Here is a 17,403-nt window from a genome sequence, read left to right on the forward strand (position 1 = left end):
ACCGATTCTGTGCGCGTCGTCCATAAAAAGCGACGGCGGAATGGTCCCAATCGCCGCACATCCGGCGTGCTATCAGGGCGCATTCGAGTCTGAGGCGAGTCGCCGACTCAGGAGAACTTCCGGACCGTCATGTTCAGCGTGTCGAGGTCGACGATGGGCGCGTAGCCGGCGTCGGGGTCGATGTTGACGGACTTCTGGAAGTCGGTCTGCGCCTGCCAACAGCCGGAGTTGACCGCGAGAACGTTGTGGTACTTGCCCCAGCCGAGCTTGTGGACGTGGCCGGTGTGGAAGATGTCGGGTACGTCCTCCATGACGAGATAGTCGAGTTCCTCCGGCGCGAGGCGGGTGTGACCCCCGAACTGCGGCGCGACGTGGCGCTTCTTCAGGAGCTGGTACATCGCCTTGTGTGGCTCGTCGTAGCTCGCCTTGTCCGCCGGCAGTTCGGCGATAACCTCGTCGAGCGAGACGCCGTGGTACATGAGCACGTTGACGCCTTCGAGCGTGACCATCGAGGGGTTGCTCGTGATGCGGGCGTCGTGGGCCGACATGATGTCGCGGAGTTCGTCGTCGAAGCCGGGTTGGGGCTCCGCGAGTCGGACCGCGTCGTGGTTGCCCGGAATCATCACGATATCGAGGTCGCCGGGCACCGATTTGAGGTGCTCCGAGAACGCCTCGTACTGCTCGTAGATGTCGATGACGTCGAGTTCCTCGTCCTGATTCGGGTAGACGCCGACGCCCTCGACCATGTCGCCGGCGATGAGGAGGTACTCGATGCGCTCTGCCTCCTCGGTGTGGAGCCAGTCGGCGAAGCGATTCCACGCGTCGGCCATGAACTCCTGACTGCCGACGTGCACGTCCGAGATGAGCGCCGCCTGCACGTCCCTATCGGCGGTGTTGGGGCGGTGGCTCCGCGGCACGTCGGGGAAGTGCATCGAGTCGACGAAGAGGATGCCCGCGTCGCCCGACAGCGTCCCCTGCACCGCGATGCACTCGTCCATGAGGAGTTCGTCGACGGAGCCCGCGATGTCCTTGTCCTTCATCACGAGACAGGGGAACGTCCCCGTCGTGTCTTCGAGGTCGATAATCCAGTGACCGCTCTTGGTGGACCGAACGTCGTCGACGAGGCCGATGAGTTCCGCGTCCTCGCCGCCGGACATGTCCGAGATGGCCGTCGCAGGACGGTGGTTGACGCGCCCGCGGAGCATCTTCGAGAGCTTCTCGTAGCGGTCGCGGAACACCTTCACGAAGTCGTCGTACTCGCCGGTCCCGGTCGACTGCCCGGTCATGTCGTTTGCGATTTCGAGGGAGCGAAGCGCCGGGTCGACGTTCCGACCGCCCGAGCTCACCCCCGCTTCGGCTGGAGTCGATTGAGAGGTGTGAGCCGCGTTGTCGTGCGATGTTGCATCAGAAACGGAGGGGTCTGACGCGGCGGTGTCGGATGCGGCGGCGGCGTCCGCGGCGGCCGGCCCCGTCGGTGCGGTTCCCGCCGGGTCCGCGGCGGGGGTAGAGGCGAGCACCTCGCGGACGTGATCGGCGGTGATGCGAAGCGCGTCGTCCGGGGTGGCTTCGACGACGCGGGCGAGGGTGCGGCCGGGGTCGTCGGAGCCGGCGATGAGTGTCACGGCCTCGCGTTCGGCGTTGTAGCCGCGACCGACGAGCGCTCGGACGATGCGCGCCGGCGTCTCCAGTGGCACACCCGGAGTGTGCGACACGCGGCAAAAAGGATGCCGAAACCCAGAACGTTGAAACCCGGCCCGGGTAAACTGGAAGTGATGAGTGACGACGACGGCCGCCCCTCCTCCCCCGACCCGCGGCGCGGTCCCGCCTCCGACGAAGGCGTGCTAACTCGGCTTCGGACGGCAGATGAGGGACCGCTTCTGTTCGTCCGCGAAGTCCTGACGAGCGCGCTCGCCGTGTTGGCCGTCGGGTTGCTCCTGTTCGCGGTGAGCGGCGTGTGGCCGCCGATGGTCGCCGTCGAAAGCGGGAGCATGGAACCGCACATGTACAAAGGCGACCTCGTGTTCATCACGGGGCCGGAGCGATACGCTCCCGACTCGGCGGTCGAGAGGACCGCCGTCGTCACGGCCGAGACAGGTGCCGAAGTCGACTACCGGAAGTTCGGCGGGCCCGGAAGCGTCATCGTCTACGACGACCCCGGCGCTGGCGGCCCCCCGATTATCCACCGGGCGATGCTCTGGGTCGAGGAAGGCGAAAACTGGTACGACAGGGCGAACCCCGAGTACATGGCCGCCGGCAACTGCCGGGAACTCGCCAACTGCCCCGCCGAGTACAGCGGCTTCATCACGAAAGGCGACAACAACCCGCGGTACGACCAGGTGAGCGGTATCGCCGACCCGGTCCGCCCCGAGTGGGTCCAAGGCGTCGCGCGAATCCGCATCCCGCTTCTCGGGTGGGTTCGACTGACGCTCGCCAACTCGATGGCGACGACGACGCCGGTCGCGCCCGCCCCTGTCGAGTTCGTCGACGTGACGACGATGGAGACGGCGGCTCCCGACGTGTCGACGACGAACGCGGCGGGAGGCGACGCCCCGGCGACGACGGCACCGCTTCAGGTCGAGCCATCGGAACCATCGGAGACACCGGCGCGAGCCGACGCGCTCGCGGCGTGACGCGGGTGGGGTAAAAGAGTCGGACGCTTCAGTTGTCGGACTTCAGTTGTCGAACCGCGCCTGCACGAACGGCTGTGCGCTCTCGATGTCGCTGAGTCGGGAGTCCGTCAGCAGGACGGCTTCGGTCTCGTCGATAGGGACAGACAGGCTGATCTCCTTGGTTCGGCCGTAGCGACCCTTCGAGACGACGACGGCGTTGACGATGCCGAGCATGTCGAGCTCCGAGATGAGGTCGGTGACGCGGCGCTGGGTCAGCACGTCGGCGTCGATCTCCTCGCAGAGGCGCTTGTAGATGTTGAACACCTCGCCGGTGTTGATGTTGCGGACGCCGTTTTTCTCCAAGAGGATGATGGCGAAGAGGACGATTTTCGACTGCGTGGGCAGGGTGCGGACGACCTCGACCACCCGGTCGAGTTCGATTTTGTCCTGCGCCTGTCGGACGTGGGCCTCCTCGACGGTGTCGGCCTGCCCGCGCTCTGCGAGTTCGCCGGCCGTGCGGAGCAGGTCGAGCGCGCGCCGGGCGTCGCCGTGTTCTTGGGCGGCGAACGCGGCGCACAACGGAATCACGTCGTCGGTGAGCGCGCCGGGCTTGAACGCCACGTCGGCGCGGTGCTGGAGGATGTCGCGGAGTTGGTTGGCGTCGTACGGCGGGAAGACGATTTCCTCCTCGCCGAGGCTCGACTTGACCCGAGGGTCGAGGAAGTCGGTGAACTTCAGGTCGTTCGAGATACCCATGATGGAGATACGGGAGTTGTCGAGTTCGGAGTTCATCCGCGAGAGGTTGTAGAGCGTATCGTCGCCCGACTTCTCGACGAGTTTGTCGATTTCGTCGAGCATGATGACGACCACCCGCTCCTTGTAGTCGACGGCGTCGAAAAACGTCGTGTAGACGCGGTCGGTCGGCCACCCGGTCATCGGCACCGTCTCCATCTCGTCGGCGTCGTCGTCGAGTTCCGCCGCGCGCTCGTCTATCTCGGCGATGGAGTCGTACGGCGTGTCGGCGAGGGCGTTGGGGTCTTCCGTCGCCCGCGTTCGCATCTCGTCGAGGCGCTCCTGTTCGGCCTCGATGCGCTCGACGTTCTTCTCGATGAACTTGTTCGCGAGCTGGGCGAGCACGCGGTACTGCGTGTCGGTCACCTCGCAGTTGATGTACTCGACCTCACAGGGCACGTCGTACTTCTGGGAGGTGGATTCGAGCTCCTGGCTGACGAACTTCGCGCTCGCGGTCTTTCCGGTCCCGGTCTTCCCGTAGATGAGGATGTTCGACGGCGTCTCCCCGCGCAGGGCGGAGACGAGAATCGTCGCCATCTGGTTTATCTGGTCGGTCCGGTGGGGGAGTTCGTGCGGCGTGTACGACGGGCGGAGGACCTCCTTGTTCTCGAAAATCGGCTCGCCGGCGAGGAGGTCGTCGAACAGCCCCTTCGACCCCTCGTCGTCGTTGAGCACGACCTTGTCGAGCCCGACATCGGGGTCTTTGTGCTGGTCGAGGTCCCCATCGGGCGCGTCGGCGTCGGGGCCGATGCTCGCCTGAATGTCGATGTCTTCGGGGGACACGTCGTCCTCGTCGTCCGCGGTGGAAGCGCCGTCAGCAGGCGTGTCGCCGTCGGACGCGTCGGTACTCGGTGCGCCGGGGTCGGCGTCCGCGACGATATCGTCCGACGTGCTGTTCCCGGCTTCCTCTCGTGTGCCGCCTCGCGGATTCTCTTCCTCGTCCATCGTGAATACCCCTTTGTTTCAAGTGGAATCGCCACCCCAAACCGGCGCATAGGGTGTGTGAGGCCGGAGACAGTCGGCATTTTCACACCACGCCGAAGAAGGCGATTCCAGATGATGCAAAGGAACCAAACGAACAGTTGGTACAAAAATCTTACTTCTCCGACTCGTCTGCCGTCGTTCGACCGGAACTCGGGGGGCCGGGACCGTTTCAACACGAACAGTCACGATATCGTCAGACCCGACGGTTGTAGTGGGTGGGTGTCCGTAGGTTGACCGGGAAGCGAGCAGGTCGGGCCGTCCGAGTTGCACTCGGCTCTGACGACCGGCGGTTCCGAGTCGGGTCTGCGGTCCACGCGAACCGGCAATCGGAGACAGTTAGAGTGGAACTCAGGGTGAGGGTGGTGTCCGACGAGAAGAATCGCTGGTTCGAACCCCTCCGTTTCGTGTGGAGACAGCGAAAACACGCTTTTCGAAAAACCGAGAGATAGAACGGTTCTCGTCTTTGTCTACTCCTCGGTTCTTCTATGCAATTAAGTGGTGGTTCTCCAGTTCGACGGGAAACCCCTCGGTGTCGATTGCCCCACACCCCTTTGTTTCGGGTGGAGATGAGAATCGAAGGGGAGGGGGGTCTCGGTGGTTCTTGGAAAAGAGTGGTTTTATTACAAATGTATTCGTACCATATCCGTACTGGGGAGAAATACCATATTATCATCCGAGCCTAGAATTCAATTAACGACTCACCGCCGTCTAGGGGTCTCCCCCCACCCACCCGTTCGAGCGGTTCCACCCGAAACGAAGGGGTGGGGGTGTCACCGGGTGGGTGCTTCGGCCCCGTCGGAACTCCCAAATCCGTGTCTCGTCTGCGACTGTTGGTATGCGGCCATTCCGGATCAAACTGATTCACCGGCGAACGTTCGGGGTTCTGGAGACGGTTCGGGATACGCACGTGTACGCCCGAAGTAACAATTACGACAAAACTACGACTCTGAGCCCGACGTCGCCCGTTCTCACGTCGCCCGTTCTCACGTCGCCCGTTCTCACGTCGCCCGTTCGATGCGCCGCAACCGGACGTCAGCGGGCCGAATCTCCTCCGCTCGACGCCGACTTGCCGAGTCGGCCGCCGTCTTCGCCGTTCCTTTCTGTCGTCTTGTCTCCCACGTGACTGGTGTCTGACGTAGTGCTTAAGTGAGTCCGGTTGGGTGATACCTCCATACGCCCTCCACGACGCGTTCGGGAGGTGCGGGAGGCCCAGGATGGGACTGCTCACAGATTTAAGAGACAGCATCTCACGAGTCGTCGACCGGCTCTTTTCGGAGAGCGAGCCGAAGCGGATCGGTATATATGGCCCGCCCAACGCCGGGAAGACGACTCTCGCAAACCGTATCGCCCGTGACTGGACCGGTGACGCCATCGGTCCCGAGAGCCACATCCCTCACGAGACTCGCCGCGCCAGGCGGAAAGAGAACGTCGAAATCGAGCGGAACGGCAAGAAAGTCACCATCGACATCGTCGACACGCCGGGGGTCACGACAAAGGTCGATTACAAGGAATTCCTCGAACACGACATGGAGAAAGACGACGCCGTCCGCCGGTCCCGCGAGGCGACCGAGGGCGTCGCCGAGGCCATGCACTGGCTCCGCGAGGACGTCGACGGCGTCGTCTACGTGCTCGACAGCACGAAAGACCCGATATCACAGGTCAACACGATGCTCATCGGCATCATCGAGAGCCAGGACCTGCCCGTGCTCATCTTCGGGAACAAGATCGACCTCGAAGAGGCGAACGTCGAGCGCATCGCGAACGCGTACCCACAGCACGAAACAGTCGAGTTGTCGGCGCTCGAAGGTGAGAACATGGACGAAGTGTACGCCAAAATCGCGGAGTACTTCGGGTGATTCACCATGCCTGAAGCAACCGCCTCCGACAACGGCACCGACGGGGTCCAGATAGACCTCTTCAGCGGGAATCGGCTGGCGAATCTCACGAGCATGGAGAAGATTCGGCTCATCCTCGACGGCGTCCGCGACGGCAACATCGTCATCCTCGAAGAGGGCCTCTCGCCCGACGAGGAGTCGAAGCTCATCGAGGTCACGATGGCGGAGATAAGCCCCGACGAGTTCAACGGTATCGAAATCGAGACGTATCCGCGCTCGCAGACCGCAGAACAGAGCTTCCTCGACCGGCTCATGGGCCGACAGTCGACCCAGAAGCTCACGGTTATCGGACCCGCGAACCAGATTCAGACGCTCCACAAGGACGAGAACCTCATCAGCGCGCTCGTCTCCCGAAAATAGGAGGTCCCACGAACGCCCTCACGCGCCATCCGGCGCTACCATCCATCAATGCCACATCAATGCACCACGTGCGGTGAGGTGTTCCCCGACGGCTCGAAGGAGATGCTTTCGGGGTGCCCGAGCTGCGGCGGCAACAAGTTTCAGTTCAAGCCCGCGTCGAGCGGGAGCGCTCCCGCGAGCGCAAGCGATGACACGCCGTCGACGGGCGGCGCCGGAACGCGGGACCTGACCTCCTCGGCGGCCGACGCCGTCCGAGACCGCGCACAGCGGCAGTCCCATCCCGACTCGACCGACGAGGAGTCGATAACCGTCAGCGACTGGGCGAACGCAAACGCCGACACCCCAAAGCGAGCCGAGACCGGCGACGCCGCGGGTTCGACCCGAAACGAGCCGTCGCCGACCGATGCGACCGAGTCGAGCGACGCGGTTGACGCGGCCGACACGGGTAGCGAACCCGACCCCGGCCCCCGCGGTTGGGGTGAGTGGCCGTCAGCGCCCGGCGAGTCTCCGGGGGTGGACCCCCAGGAGCCACCAGCGTCGCGGAACGAATCCCGAGGAGAGCCCGCGACGGGTCAGCCCGATAGCTCCCCGAGTTCGGCCTCACCCTCGAATCGAGAGCCCGGTAAAATCAACGCGCGCGAGACGGACGAGGACAACTCTCAAAAGAGCGCCCGGAGCGACGTCGTCACGCCGGAAGAACTCGCCGCGGCCGATGCGAACCGACCCGGTTCGGCGGCCGAGGCGCCGTCGGAAGCGCCTTCCAACCCCGACGTGTCCTCTGCCCCCGACGCGGCGGCCGGCCGGCCCGCGGATGCCGCCCCCACGGACGCCGACGGCACGGTCATCGAGCCGTCGTCCGACGAGCGACCCGACCTTGACAAGCTCCGTGAGGAGCTCAACGACCAGTTCGAGAGCATCAAAATCGTCAATCCCGGTCAGTACGAACTCAACCTCATGGAGTTGTACGACCGAAGTGAGTACATCATCTCGCTTCGCGAGGACGGCCGGTACGTCATCGAAGTCCCGGACTCGTGGGGTCCCGGCAACCGCGAGGACTGAGCGCGTTTCTCGCGGTGGACCGACCTTCGACCCCACTGGTTCCGGTGGAGCGACGGTTTCTCGGTCTCGTTCGTACGAGTCCATCCGTCGAATCGGCACAACCGTTATATACGATAGTTGAGAGTATATCTCCTTGGGGAAGCGCTATGTCCAATCCACACAACGAAAAGGTCGCCGAGTGGGCGTCGCTCCTCGGAGCGTCGCTCCCGTCCGCGCGACCAGACGACCCCGACCTCGACACCGCCGACAGCGCGGGTTGACGACCGCCGCGGCGTCTCTCGGCGGACTCCTTTAGTTTCACCCTGCTCTGCGAACGCTTATCGGCGAGGACGAGCAATCGTCACCGATGTCGGCCTCTGAGGACGTTGCGTACGTGGACCACCCGCTACTCGCGCCGTCGTTCATCGAGCGGCGGCTCTATCAGATTCGCCTCGCCGGTACCGCGCGCAACGGCCACACGTTGGTCTGTCTCCCCACCGGACTCGGGAAGACGACCGTCAGCCTGCTCGTCACGGCCCAGCGGCTCTACGACGTGGGCGGGAAGTCGCTGTTTCTCGCGCCGACGAAGCCGCTCGTCCAACAGCACGCCGACTTCTATCGCGAGGCGCTGAACGTCCCGGACGACGAAATCGTCGTCTTCACCGGCGACGTTCGGCCCGACGACCGGGCCGCGCTCTGGCAGGATGCCCAGATCGTCATCGCCACGCCGCAAGTCATCGAAAACGACCTCATCGGCAACCGCATCTCGCTTCGGGACGTGACGCACCTCACCTTCGACGAGTGCCACCGCGCGAGCGGCGACTACGCCTACGTCTACATCGCCGAGCGCTACCACGCCGACGCCGAAGACCCGCTCGTCACGGGGATGAGCGCCTCGCCCGGCGGCGACGAGGAGGCCATCCTCGACGTCTGTGAGAACCTCGGCATCGTCGACGTGGAGGTGATGACCGAGGAGGACGCCGACGTATCGGAGTACACCCACGACACGGACGTGGAGTGGAACCGCATCCAGCTCCCTGACGAGATTCTGGAGATACGCGACGCGCTCAACGATGTCATCACCGACCGGCTGGAGAAGCTCAAGCAGTTGGGCGTCACCAAATCGACGAAGCCGGATATCTCCCAGAAGAAGCTCAACCGGATGCGCGCGGAGCTACAGCGGCTGATGAACGCCGACAAGTCTGAGGGCTACAAGGGGATGTCGACGCACGCGGAGGTGATGAAACTCCGTCGGGCGGTCGAACTCGTCGAGACCCAGTCGGTCGAGTCGGTCCGGCGGTACTTCGAGCGCCAGCGCAACGCCGCCCGCTCGTCGGGCGCGTCGAAGGCGAGCCAGCGACTCGTCGCCGAACCGAAGGTCCGCGAGGCGATGCGGAAAGCCGAGTCGTTCGACGGGCTCCACCCGAAGTTCAGGAAGACGCGCATCCTCCTCGCGGAGACGCTCGGCATCCAGAACGGCGAGCGCGTCATCGTCTTCACCGAATCGCGCGACACGGCCGAGGCGCTCACGGAGTTCCTCTCGGAGAGCTTCTCAGTCCGGCGGTTCGTCGGGCAGGGCGACCGCGAGGGTTCCGACGGGATGACCCAGAACGAACAGCAGGAGACCCTCGACAAGTTCCGAAACGGCGAGTTCGAGGTACTGGTGTCGACCTCGGTCGCGGAGGAGGGCCTCGACGTGCCCGAGGTCGACCTCGTGCTCTTTTTCGAACCCGTGCCGACGGCCATCCGGTCCATCCAGCGGAAGGGCCGGACCGGCCGTCAAGCCGACGGCCGCGTGGTCGTCCTCCTCGCCGAGGATACCCGCGACGAGGCGTACTTCTGGATATCGCGCCGCCGCGAGAAGACGATGCAAAACGAGCTTCGCGACCTCAAGGGCGCGGCCGAGGACCTCGAAGCCGAACTCGACCCCTCCCAGCGCGACCTCTCGGCGTTCGCGGGAGACGACGGAGCTTCCGCCGGCGAGACGGGAAGTTCCACCGGAAACGAGGGGGTTGACGCCGCGAGCGAGGGCGGTGCGAACGAGGCGTCGGCCGCCGCGTCGTCCGCCTCGAACGGCGGGACCGCGACCGCCGCGGCGACCGACTCCGAGGGACAGTCCGGCCTCGCCGACTTCGGCCCCTCGGACGAGGAGTTAGCGCGGGCGGACGACGGCGACGACAGCCTCGGCACGGACGCCGAATCGGCCGACGAGGCGGGCGACTCGGATGCCGACCCGTCATCGGAACCCGGAGCCGACGAGGGCGACGAGGTGGACGACTCGGCCACCGTCGCCGCGGCTGGCACCGACGACGCGGAGACCGTCGAAATCGTCGTCGACCAGCGCGAACTCGACTCCAACATCGCCCGCACCCTCTCGAAGCGCGAGGACCTGACGACCCGACTGGAGACGCTCGCGGTCGGCGACTACGTCCTCTCGGACCGCGTCGCGGTCGAGCGAAAGAGCGTCTCGGACTTCCTCGACACGCTCACGGGCGGCGACCGGTCGATATTCGAGCAGATTGCGGACCTCACGCGCCACTACGCGCGGCCGCTTCTCGTCATCGAGGGGCGCGGCCTCTACGAGGAGCGCAACATCCATCCCGGCGCGATTCGCGGGGCGCTGTCGTCGGTCGCGGTCGACTTCAACGTGAGCGTGCTGTTCACCGAGGGCGAAGACGACACCGCGGAGATGCTGGCGACCATCGCCACTCGCGAGCAGACGGACCGCGAACGGACCGTGAGCGTCCACGGCGGCAAGAGCGCGAAGACGCTCGACGAGCAACAGGAGTACGTCGTCTCCGCCATCGCCGACATCGGCCCGGTCACGGCGCGGACCCTGCTCGAAGTGTTCGGGAGCGTCGAGGCGGTCATGACCGCCAACGAGGACGACCTCAAAGAGGTCCGCGGTGTCGGCCAGGTCACCGCCGAGCGAATCCGCGAGGTCGTCGGCTCGGAGTACCGCTGAGCCGCGTTCACCGCCCGTCGCGCGTCAGGGAACGATAGTCACCGGAACGGCCTCGGCCCGAAGCACCGTCTCGGCGGCGCTCCCGAAGACGGTTCGCTCGACGATGCCGTCCTCGTGGTGGCCCATGACGACGTGGTCGAAGCCGCCGCGTTCGACGGTGTCGAGAATCTCCTCGCCGACGCGGTCGGCGGTCCACACGTCGACCGTGATGGTCGAGAGCTCCGGCTCGCCGCTGATATTGCCCGCTTCGAGTCTGCCGCGCGCGTCGTCGAGAATCGCCGCCGTCGCGTCGGTCTGGTTGTTCGTGTAGTGGACCACGTGGAGGCGTCCGCCCATCCCGACGACCATCTCGATGGCGAAGTCGAGCGCGCGCTTGCTGGCGTCGGTGCCGTCGATGGGGATGAGTACGTCCATACGAGACAGAGGGCCCGCGGGGCGGTAAGTTCTACCGCCGGAGCGGGCGCTGAGGCGACGACGTGTCGGTCGTTATCGGTCGAGCGCCGAGATGGCCTCGGCGGCCTCGCGCGCGGCGGTCAGGAACTCCGTCGCCCGCCGCGGGTCGTCGGTCGACTCGGCTCGCTCGGCGGCCCACGTCAGCGTCCGCACGAGCGACTCGCGCGCGGCGGTCACGTCGCCGGCGACTTCGCGCGTCGCGCGTCCCTCGGTCGTCCCCCGCCCACCCGTGGTTCGGGACCGTGTCGCCGACGCGGCCCGCCCGTTCGAGCCGGCAGTGTCGCGGCGCGCCTCGTCGGCGACGCGGTTCCGCCCGGCCCGCTCGGGCTGTTGCGTTCCGATCTGTGGCCGCTCAGTTTCCGTCGCCTCGGCACCGACGCTCTCCGCATCGGCCGCATCGACGCTCTCTGCGGACGCGGTCGCCCCGCCGGACGCGGCCTCGCCCTCGCCCTCGTTGGCGTCGGCCTCGACGGCCGCCTCGTCGGCCCGCTCCGCGTCTTGGTCGGCGTTCGCCGCGGCCTGCCCCTCGGCCTGACAGGTCGGACAGAACACCTGCCCCTCGTAGCGGAACAGCGGGTCGCCGCAGTTGTCGCAGTGTTTGTCCGTCATCGTCGCGCCCTTGAGGAGCAACTCGCTCATCCGTTGGGTCGACCGGCGCTTCGTTTCGTCTCGCTCGTACTTCTCCCGAAGTCGCTGGCGCTCTGCTTCCTTGTCGAAGTCGCTCATGTGGGTGTGGACGCGACGTGCGTCGAAAAACCCCACGGCGTCGCTCGACCGGTTCCGGGACCGGCGGTCTCACCGGCTCTCGCGACCGACGTCACCCCGCCGCAGTCGCCCGAAATTCGACGACTGACGTAGACAGAATCGACAGACTGCGGTTCGGTGCCCGTTCCGAAACGTTTACTCGGAATCCACAGCGTCGTTAATGTGGCATGACGAAAGTTAGCGTGATTGGTGCGGCCGGCACGGTCGGTGCCGCGGCTGGGTACAACCTCGCGCTTCGCGATGTCTGCGACGAACTCGTGTTCGTTGACATCCCGAAGATGGAAGACAAGACGGTCGGACAGGCGGCGGACACGAACCACGGCATCGCCTACGACTCCAACACGGTCGTGACGCAGGGCGGCTACGAGGACACCGCCGGCTCCGACGTGGTCGTCATCACGGCGGGCATCCCGCGCCAGCCGGGGCAGACCCGTATCGACCTCGCGGGCGACAACGCTCCCATCATGGACGACATCGGCTCCTCGCTCGCGGAGCACAACGACGACTTCGTCTCCATCACCACGTCGAACCCCGTCGACCTGCTCAACCGCCACCTCTACGAGACGGGCGACCGCGACCGCCACAAGGTCATCGGCTTCGGCGGCCGCCTCGACTCCGCCCGCTTCCGCTACGTCCTGAGCCAGCGCTTCGACGTGCCGGTCAAGAACGTCGACGCGACCATCCTCGGCGAGCACGGCGACGCGCAGGTTCCGGCCTTCTCGAAGGTCCGCGTCGACGGCAACGACCCCGCCTTCTCCGCCGACGAGAAAGAGGAGATTCTCGGCGACCTCCAGGAGTCCGCCATGGACGTCATCGAGCGCAAGGGCGCGACCCAGTGGGGCCCGGCGACCGGCGTCGCCCACATGGTCGAGGCCGTCCTGCACGACACCGGCGAAGTGCTCCCCGGCTCGCTCGTCCTCGACGGCGAGTTCGGCTACGAGGACACCGCTTTCGGCGTCCCCGTCAAGCTCGGCTCGAACGGCATCGAGGAGGTCGTCGAGTGGGACCTCGACGACTACGAGGCCGACCTCATGGACGACGCGGCCGAGAAGCTCCGCGACCAGTACGACAAAATCGCGTAACTCGGCTCGGTTGTCGACATCCCGACTTTTTGCGGTTCGGCGTCTCCTCCCGCTGACACGCGTGTCTCCGCGGCGTCAACCGTTATCTCGTCGCCGGCCGATAGGTCTCGTATGTCTACAGTTGGAGACGGTCGGACGGACCCGAACGCGCGCGCCGAATCGTTCGAGTCCCGCCGCGTCTTCGTCTTCCTTCTCGTCGCCTTCGGGCTCGCGGGCGCGACCGCGCTGGTCGTGTCTCTCACCGGCGGCCTGACGAACTCGCCGCCGGTCGCAGTCGGGCTCCCGCTGTGGCTCGTGCTCGTCAGCACGTGCTACATGTTCTCGCCGTCGGTCGCGAACGTCGTCACCCGGCTCGTCACCGGCGAGGGATGGACGAGCCTGCGGATTCGCCCCGCGCTCCGGTCGAACGTCGGCACCTACCTCCTCGCGTGGCTCGCGCCCGGTCTCGTCATCGCCATCGGTTCGGCGCTGTTCTTCGCGCTCTTTCCGGCGTATTTCGACCCCGACGCGACGGCGCTCCGCGGGGTGCTCCCGCCGGGCACGTCGCTCGAACTCGTCGTGGTCGCACAGGTCGCACAGGGGCTCGTCCTCGGTGCGACGGTGAACACCGCCTTCGCCTTCGGGGAGGAGTTCGGCTGGCGAGCGTACCTCCTGCAGAAGCTCCTCCCGCTCGGTCCCCGCCGGGCGGTCCTCCTCTCGGGCGTCGTCTGGGGCGCGTGGCACTGGCCGCTCATCGCGCTCGGCTACAACTACGGCTTCGGCTACCCCGGCGCGCCGTGGACCGGCTTTCTGGCGATGGTCTGGATGACGACGGCGGTCGGGGTCTTTCTCGCGTGGGTCGCGCTCCGCGCCGACTCGGTGTGGCCCGCGGCGCTCGGCCACGGGATGTTCAACGCCTTCGCGGGCCTCGGGAGCGTCTTCGCGACGACCGGCGCGCCGTCGTTACTTGGCCCGACCGCCGTCGGCGCAGTCGCCGTCGTTCCGTGGGTGGTCGTCGCCGCGGCACTCGTGGTTCGCTCGCCGGCGTTCGAGGCGTAGTCCCTTCCTCAGAGCCGCCGTTTCAGTTCGTCGGCCGTCTTCTCGCCGACGCCGGGCACGTCGGTCAGGTCCTCGACCGACGCCTCGCGCACCCCCTCGACGCTCCCGAACCGCGTGAGGAGCGCCCGGCGGGTCTTCTCGCCGACGCCGGGCACGTCGTCGAGGACGGTCTTCACCTCGTCGCGGAGCGTCTGGTGGTACTGGACGGCGAAGCGGTGGGCCTCGTCGCGGACGCGCTGGAGGACGTGCAGGTGCGGGGCGTCGTCCGGCCAGTCGAACGTCCGGTCGGGCGTGACGACCAGTTCCCGGTCCTTGGCGATGCCGACGGCGGGCACGTCCCAGCCGGTCTCGTCGAGGGCGTCGAGCGCGGCGTTCAACTGTCCCTTGCCGCCGTCGATGAGGAGTACGTCGGGGTCCGGGCGGTCGTCGCGGCCCTCCAGCGCGCGGGTCGCCCGCCAGCGGACGAGTTCGCGCATGTTCGCGTAGTCGTCGTTGCGCTCGGGGAGTCGCCGCCGGCGGTAGTCCGCGGTCTCGGCGCTCCCCTCGACGAAGCACACGTCGCTCCCGACGACGGCCTTGCCCTGCGCGTGGCTCACGTCGAAGCCCTCGATGCGAGAGACGCGGCGCACGTCGAGGTCGAGTTCGCGGGCGAGCGTGGCGAGGCCGTCGTCGCGGCCGGCGCGCCGGCGGGCGTTCTTCAGCGCGAGTTCGACCAGTTTCGCCTCGCGGCCCGCGCCGGGGACGCGCACGCCCACGCCTTCGGCTTCGAGCCACGCCACCACGTCCTCGTCGTCGGGGCGTTCCGAGAGGACGACCGCGTCGGGGAGGTCGCGCTCGGCGTAGAACTGCGCGAGGAACGCCGAGAGGACGGCGGCCGTGCGGTCTTCGCCCTCGGGCGCGTCGAGGTGGTGGCGGGTCCGGTCGACCAACTGGCCGCGCTCGGCGTGGAGTCGGGCGACCGTCGCCGAGTCGCCGCGGAGCGAGACGCCGAGCACGTCGATGGCGCGCTCGTCGGACTGCGACGAGACGGCGTCCTCGCCCGCACCGTGAAACGACTCGACGGCCTCCAACCGGTCGCGGAGGTTGGCGGCGCGCTCGAACTCCGCGTCCTGCGCGGCCGCGTCCATCTCCCGGCGGAGCGGGTCGGCGAGGACGCCCGTCTCGCCCTCGAAGAAGCGGACCGCCGACTCCACGTCCTCGCGGTAGTCGCGCTCTTCGATTTCGCCGGTACAGGGGGCCGTACACAGGCCCATCTCGTAGTCGAGACACGGCCGCGAGCGGTTCGCGTACTTGTGGTCCGAACAGCCGCGGAGGCCGTAGGTCTCTCGAATCGCCTTCACGACCGTCTCGACGCGGCCCTTGTCGGTGTACGGCCCGAAGACGGTCGCCGAGTCCTCGGGGTCGCGGGTGACCTCGACCCGCGGGACCGCGTGGGCCGTCAGTTGGACCAGCGGGTAGGACTTGTCGTCTTTCAGGCGGACGTTGTAGCGCGGTTGGTGGCGCTTGATGAGGTTGGCTTCGAGGAGGAGCGCCTGCGTCTCAGTGTCGGTAACGGCGAAGTCGATGTGCTCCGCGCGGGCGACCATCCGGGAGATGCGCTCCGACCGGGGGTCCGCGTACGACCGAACCCGTGAGCGGATGTCGACCGCCTTCCCGACGTAGAACACCGCGTCGCCGGCGACGAACTGGTACACGCCCGGGTCCGCCGGAAGCGCGCTGGCTCGTTCGCTGACCGCGACAGGGTCCATCTGGGGTGGCTTACCGCGCGAGAGGCTTGAGGCTGACGCGTCGGGCGCGTCGCCGCCTCGCAGTCCTCGAATTATCTTTTTTGATAATATACTCGAAAGATACTCGTGTGATGCTCTGAAACGTGGCCTCTAATGTCACTTGGTATACTCTCTCGCGTCCGCTCGTGGTTCGGTGGACAGGCTCCGGTACCGGACGGCGGAATCGTCGCCGACTCCGCCGCCGACGCGCCCGACCTGAACGTCGCCGACGACGTGCTCCTCGACGGCGTCGGGCTTCCGGCGTTCGTCCTCGACGAACAGGGTCGCATCGCGGCGTGGAACTCTGGCGTCGAGTCGCTGACCGGCACGTCCGCCGACGCCGCGCTCGGCCGCCGGGACCTCGGTGAGACCTTCTACGGCGACGCCGCGGCCCGCGTACTCGCGGGGCAGGTCCTCGACACCCCCCGCGACGCCGCGTCGCTCGACGGCGTGGAACTCGACGACCCAGACCGCCTGCTCTACGCCGCAGAAGAGACGTTCACGGACGCGAACGGCGACGACTGCCACGCCCGGCACACGGCGATGCCGCTCTACGAGGGCGACGAGCTCGTCGGCGTCCTCCAGACCGTCCGCAACCGGACGACGGAAGTCGAGCGCCACCGCGAGGTCGCCGCGCTCGTCTCCGAGGTCGAGTCGACGCTGACCCAACTGAGCCGGGGCAACCTCGACGCGCGGGCGACGATAGCGGAGCGCGGCACCGTCGACGACCAACTCTATCTCGTCGTCGACGCGGTCAACGAGACGGCGCGGAACCTCTCGACGCTGGCGTCGAACGTCGAAGACGAGACGGAGACAGCGACCGCGGCGGTCACGCGGGCCGCGTCGGCGGCGGACGCAATCGTCGAGACCGTCGACGAACAGCGCGACCTCCTCGACGAGGGCGCGACCCAGATGCAACAGTTCAGCGCGACGATGGAGGAGGTCGCCGCGACCGCAGACGAGGTCGACACGGCGGCCACGGAGGCGCGCGAGGCGACCGCCGAGGGCCGCGAGGCCAACAGCGAGGCGCGCGAGGCCACCGAGAGCGTCGTCACGATGGGCGACGAACTCGTCGAGCGCGTGACCGAACTCGGCGGCCGCATGGACGACATCGAGGCGGTCGTGGAGGTCATCTCCGAGGTGGCCGAACAGACGAACCTGCTCGCGCTCAACGCGAACATCGAGGCCGCCCGCGCCGGCGAGGACGGCGACGGCTTCGCCGTCGTCGCAGAGGAGGTCAAGTCGCTCGCCGACGAGACGCGCCAGCACACCGAGGACATCACCACGCAGATAGAGGACATCCAGTCGCAGACCGACGAGGCGGTCCACGCGGCGACGGAGTCCAACGACCGCATCGAGCACGCCGACGAGCGCATCTCAGAGATGCTGTCGGCGTTCGAGGAAATCGCCTCCTCAATCGACACCGCCGCCGACGGCGTCGCCGAGGTCTCCCGCGCGACCGACGAGCAGGCCGAGGCGGTCGAGGAACTGACCGCGACCATCGAGGACGTGCGCGACCGGACCGTCGAGACCGAGGGCGCGGTCGACAGCATCGTCGCGGCGACCGACGAGAGCACGCGGGCGCTGTCGTCGCTCGCCACCGAGGTCGAGGAACTGTCCGGGAGCCGGTCTGCCTGACGTGACTCGGACGCGCGT

At 66.9% G+C, this 17,403-nt stretch carries 13 protein-coding genes; 8 read left to right on the forward strand and 5 right to left on the reverse strand.

The annotated features are described in order from the left end of the window. Window positions 1–107 precede the first annotated feature (107 nt). Window positions 108–1,694, reverse strand: coding sequence for a DNA-directed DNA polymerase II small subunit (locus tag ACFQI8_RS13395; protein WP_390245566.1), 1,587 nt, complete (start codon window positions 1,692–1,694; stop codon window positions 108–110). A 144-nt stretch (window positions 1,695–1,838) separates the two neighbouring features. Here ACFQI8_RS13395 and ACFQI8_RS13400 point away from each other — a divergent pair, with 144 nt between their 5' ends. After that, window positions 1,839–2,630 carry a S26 family signal peptidase gene (locus ACFQI8_RS13400; protein WP_390245718.1) on the forward strand — a complete coding sequence of 264 codons (792 nt, stop codon included), beginning with the start codon at window positions 1,839–1,841 and terminating at the stop codon, window positions 2,628–2,630. Between the two features lie 42 nt (window positions 2,631–2,672). Here ACFQI8_RS13400 and ACFQI8_RS13405 read toward each other — a convergent pair whose 3' ends face one another. Next, complete coding sequence (locus tag ACFQI8_RS13405; RefSeq protein ID WP_390245568.1) at window positions 2,673–4,346, reverse strand: Cdc6/Cdc18 family protein; 1,674 nt, start codon at window positions 4,344–4,346, stop codon at window positions 2,673–2,675. A 1,253-nt stretch (window positions 4,347–5,599) separates the two neighbouring features. On the opposite strand from ACFQI8_RS13405, the gene ACFQI8_RS13410 reads away from it, so the two are divergent. From ACFQI8_RS13410 to ACFQI8_RS13425, 4 genes are all read left to right on the forward strand, one after another. Beyond that, window positions 5,600–6,241, forward strand: coding sequence for an Era-like GTP-binding protein (locus ACFQI8_RS13410; protein WP_390245570.1), 642 nt, complete (start codon window positions 5,600–5,602; stop codon window positions 6,239–6,241). A 6-nt stretch (window positions 6,242–6,247) separates the two neighbouring features. Then, complete coding sequence (locus ACFQI8_RS13415; RefSeq protein WP_390245572.1) at window positions 6,248–6,640, forward strand: DUF2073 domain-containing protein; 393 nt, start codon at window positions 6,248–6,250, stop codon at window positions 6,638–6,640. Between the two features lie 48 nt (window positions 6,641–6,688). After that, on the forward strand, window positions 6,689–7,699 hold the full coding sequence (locus ACFQI8_RS13420; RefSeq protein ID WP_390245574.1) for an OapC/ArvC family zinc-ribbon domain-containing protein: 1,011 nt from the start codon (window positions 6,689–6,691) through the stop codon (window positions 7,697–7,699). Between the two features lie 346 nt (window positions 7,700–8,045). Continuing rightward, on the forward strand, window positions 8,046–10,643 hold the full coding sequence (locus ACFQI8_RS13425) for a DEAD/DEAH box helicase (protein ID WP_390245576.1): 2,598 nt from the start codon (window positions 8,046–8,048) through the stop codon (window positions 10,641–10,643). A 24-nt stretch (window positions 10,644–10,667) separates the two neighbouring features. On the opposite strand, the gene ACFQI8_RS13430 is transcribed toward ACFQI8_RS13425, so the two are convergent. Both ACFQI8_RS13430 and ACFQI8_RS13435 read right to left on the reverse strand, forming a co-directional pair. Next, entirely contained in the window at window positions 10,668–11,057 is a 390-nt protein-coding gene (locus ACFQI8_RS13430) for a universal stress protein (protein WP_390245578.1), read from the reverse strand. Window positions 11,058–11,129: 72 nt separating this feature from the next. Beyond that, entirely contained in the window at window positions 11,130–11,822 is a 693-nt protein-coding gene (locus ACFQI8_RS13435; RefSeq protein WP_390245580.1) for an Sjogren's syndrome/scleroderma autoantigen 1 family protein, read from the reverse strand. A 206-nt stretch (window positions 11,823–12,028) separates the two neighbouring features. On the opposite strand from ACFQI8_RS13435, the gene mdh reads away from it, so the two are divergent. Both mdh and ACFQI8_RS13445 read left to right on the forward strand, forming a co-directional pair. Continuing rightward, window positions 12,029–12,943 carry a malate dehydrogenase gene (mdh, locus tag ACFQI8_RS13440; RefSeq protein WP_390245582.1) on the forward strand — a complete coding sequence of 305 codons (915 nt, stop codon included), beginning with the start codon at window positions 12,029–12,031 and terminating at the stop codon, window positions 12,941–12,943. A gap of 111 nt (window positions 12,944–13,054) precedes the next feature. Then, complete coding sequence (locus tag ACFQI8_RS13445; RefSeq protein ID WP_390245584.1) at window positions 13,055–13,981, forward strand: CPBP family intramembrane glutamic endopeptidase; 927 nt, start codon at window positions 13,055–13,057, stop codon at window positions 13,979–13,981. 8 nt (window positions 13,982–13,989) lie between these two features. On the opposite strand, the gene ACFQI8_RS13450 is transcribed toward ACFQI8_RS13445, so the two are convergent. Then, the gene (locus tag ACFQI8_RS13450; RefSeq protein ID WP_390245586.1) at window positions 13,990–15,729 is read right to left on the reverse strand and encodes an excinuclease ABC subunit C; all 1,740 of its coding nucleotides are present in this window, start codon (window positions 15,727–15,729) and stop codon (window positions 13,990–13,992) included. Between the two features lie 132 nt (window positions 15,730–15,861). Between ACFQI8_RS13450 and ACFQI8_RS13455 the strand changes: the two genes are divergently transcribed. Continuing rightward, on the forward strand, window positions 15,862–17,385 hold the full coding sequence (locus ACFQI8_RS13455) for a methyl-accepting chemotaxis protein (RefSeq protein WP_390245588.1): 1,524 nt from the start codon (window positions 15,862–15,864) through the stop codon (window positions 17,383–17,385). Window positions 17,386–17,403 lie beyond the last annotated feature (18 nt).

The organism is Haloferax chudinovii, assembly GCF_042663345.1.
Lineage (GTDB): Archaea > Halobacteriota > Halobacteria > Halobacteriales > Haloferacaceae > Haloferax > Haloferax chudinovii.

Excerpts from the sequence above, each read along its gene's own strand:
- ACFQI8_RS13420 (WP_390245574.1), top strand. The coding sequence starts at position 6,689 with ATGCCACATCAATGCACCACGTGCGGTGAGGTGTTCCCCGACGGCTCG.
- ACFQI8_RS13435 (WP_390245580.1), bottom strand. The coding sequence starts at position 11,822 with ATGAGCGACTTCGACAAGGAAGCAGAGCGCCAGCGACTTCGGGAGAAG.
- ACFQI8_RS13450 (WP_390245586.1), bottom strand. The coding sequence starts at position 15,729 with ATGGACCCTGTCGCGGTCAGCGAACGAGCCAGCGCGCTTCCGGCGGAC.
- ACFQI8_RS13425 (WP_390245576.1), top strand. The coding sequence starts at position 8,046 with ATGTCGGCCTCTGAGGACGTTGCGTACGTGGACCACCCGCTACTCGCG.
- ACFQI8_RS13410 (WP_390245570.1), top strand. The coding sequence starts at position 5,600 with ATGGGACTGCTCACAGATTTAAGAGACAGCATCTCACGAGTCGTCGAC.
- ACFQI8_RS13405 (WP_390245568.1), bottom strand. The coding sequence starts at position 4,346 with ATGGACGAGGAAGAGAATCCGCGAGGCGGCACACGAGAGGAAGCCGGG.
- ACFQI8_RS13445 (WP_390245584.1), top strand. The coding sequence starts at position 13,055 with ATGTCTACAGTTGGAGACGGTCGGACGGACCCGAACGCGCGCGCCGAA.
- ACFQI8_RS13415 (WP_390245572.1), top strand. The coding sequence starts at position 6,248 with ATGCCTGAAGCAACCGCCTCCGACAACGGCACCGACGGGGTCCAGATA.
- ACFQI8_RS13455 (WP_390245588.1), top strand. The coding sequence starts at position 15,862 with ATGTCACTTGGTATACTCTCTCGCGTCCGCTCGTGGTTCGGTGGACAG.
- mdh (WP_390245582.1), top strand. The coding sequence starts at position 12,029 with ATGACGAAAGTTAGCGTGATTGGTGCGGCCGGCACGGTCGGTGCCGCG.
- ACFQI8_RS13430 (WP_390245578.1), bottom strand. The coding sequence starts at position 11,057 with ATGGACGTACTCATCCCCATCGACGGCACCGACGCCAGCAAGCGCGCG.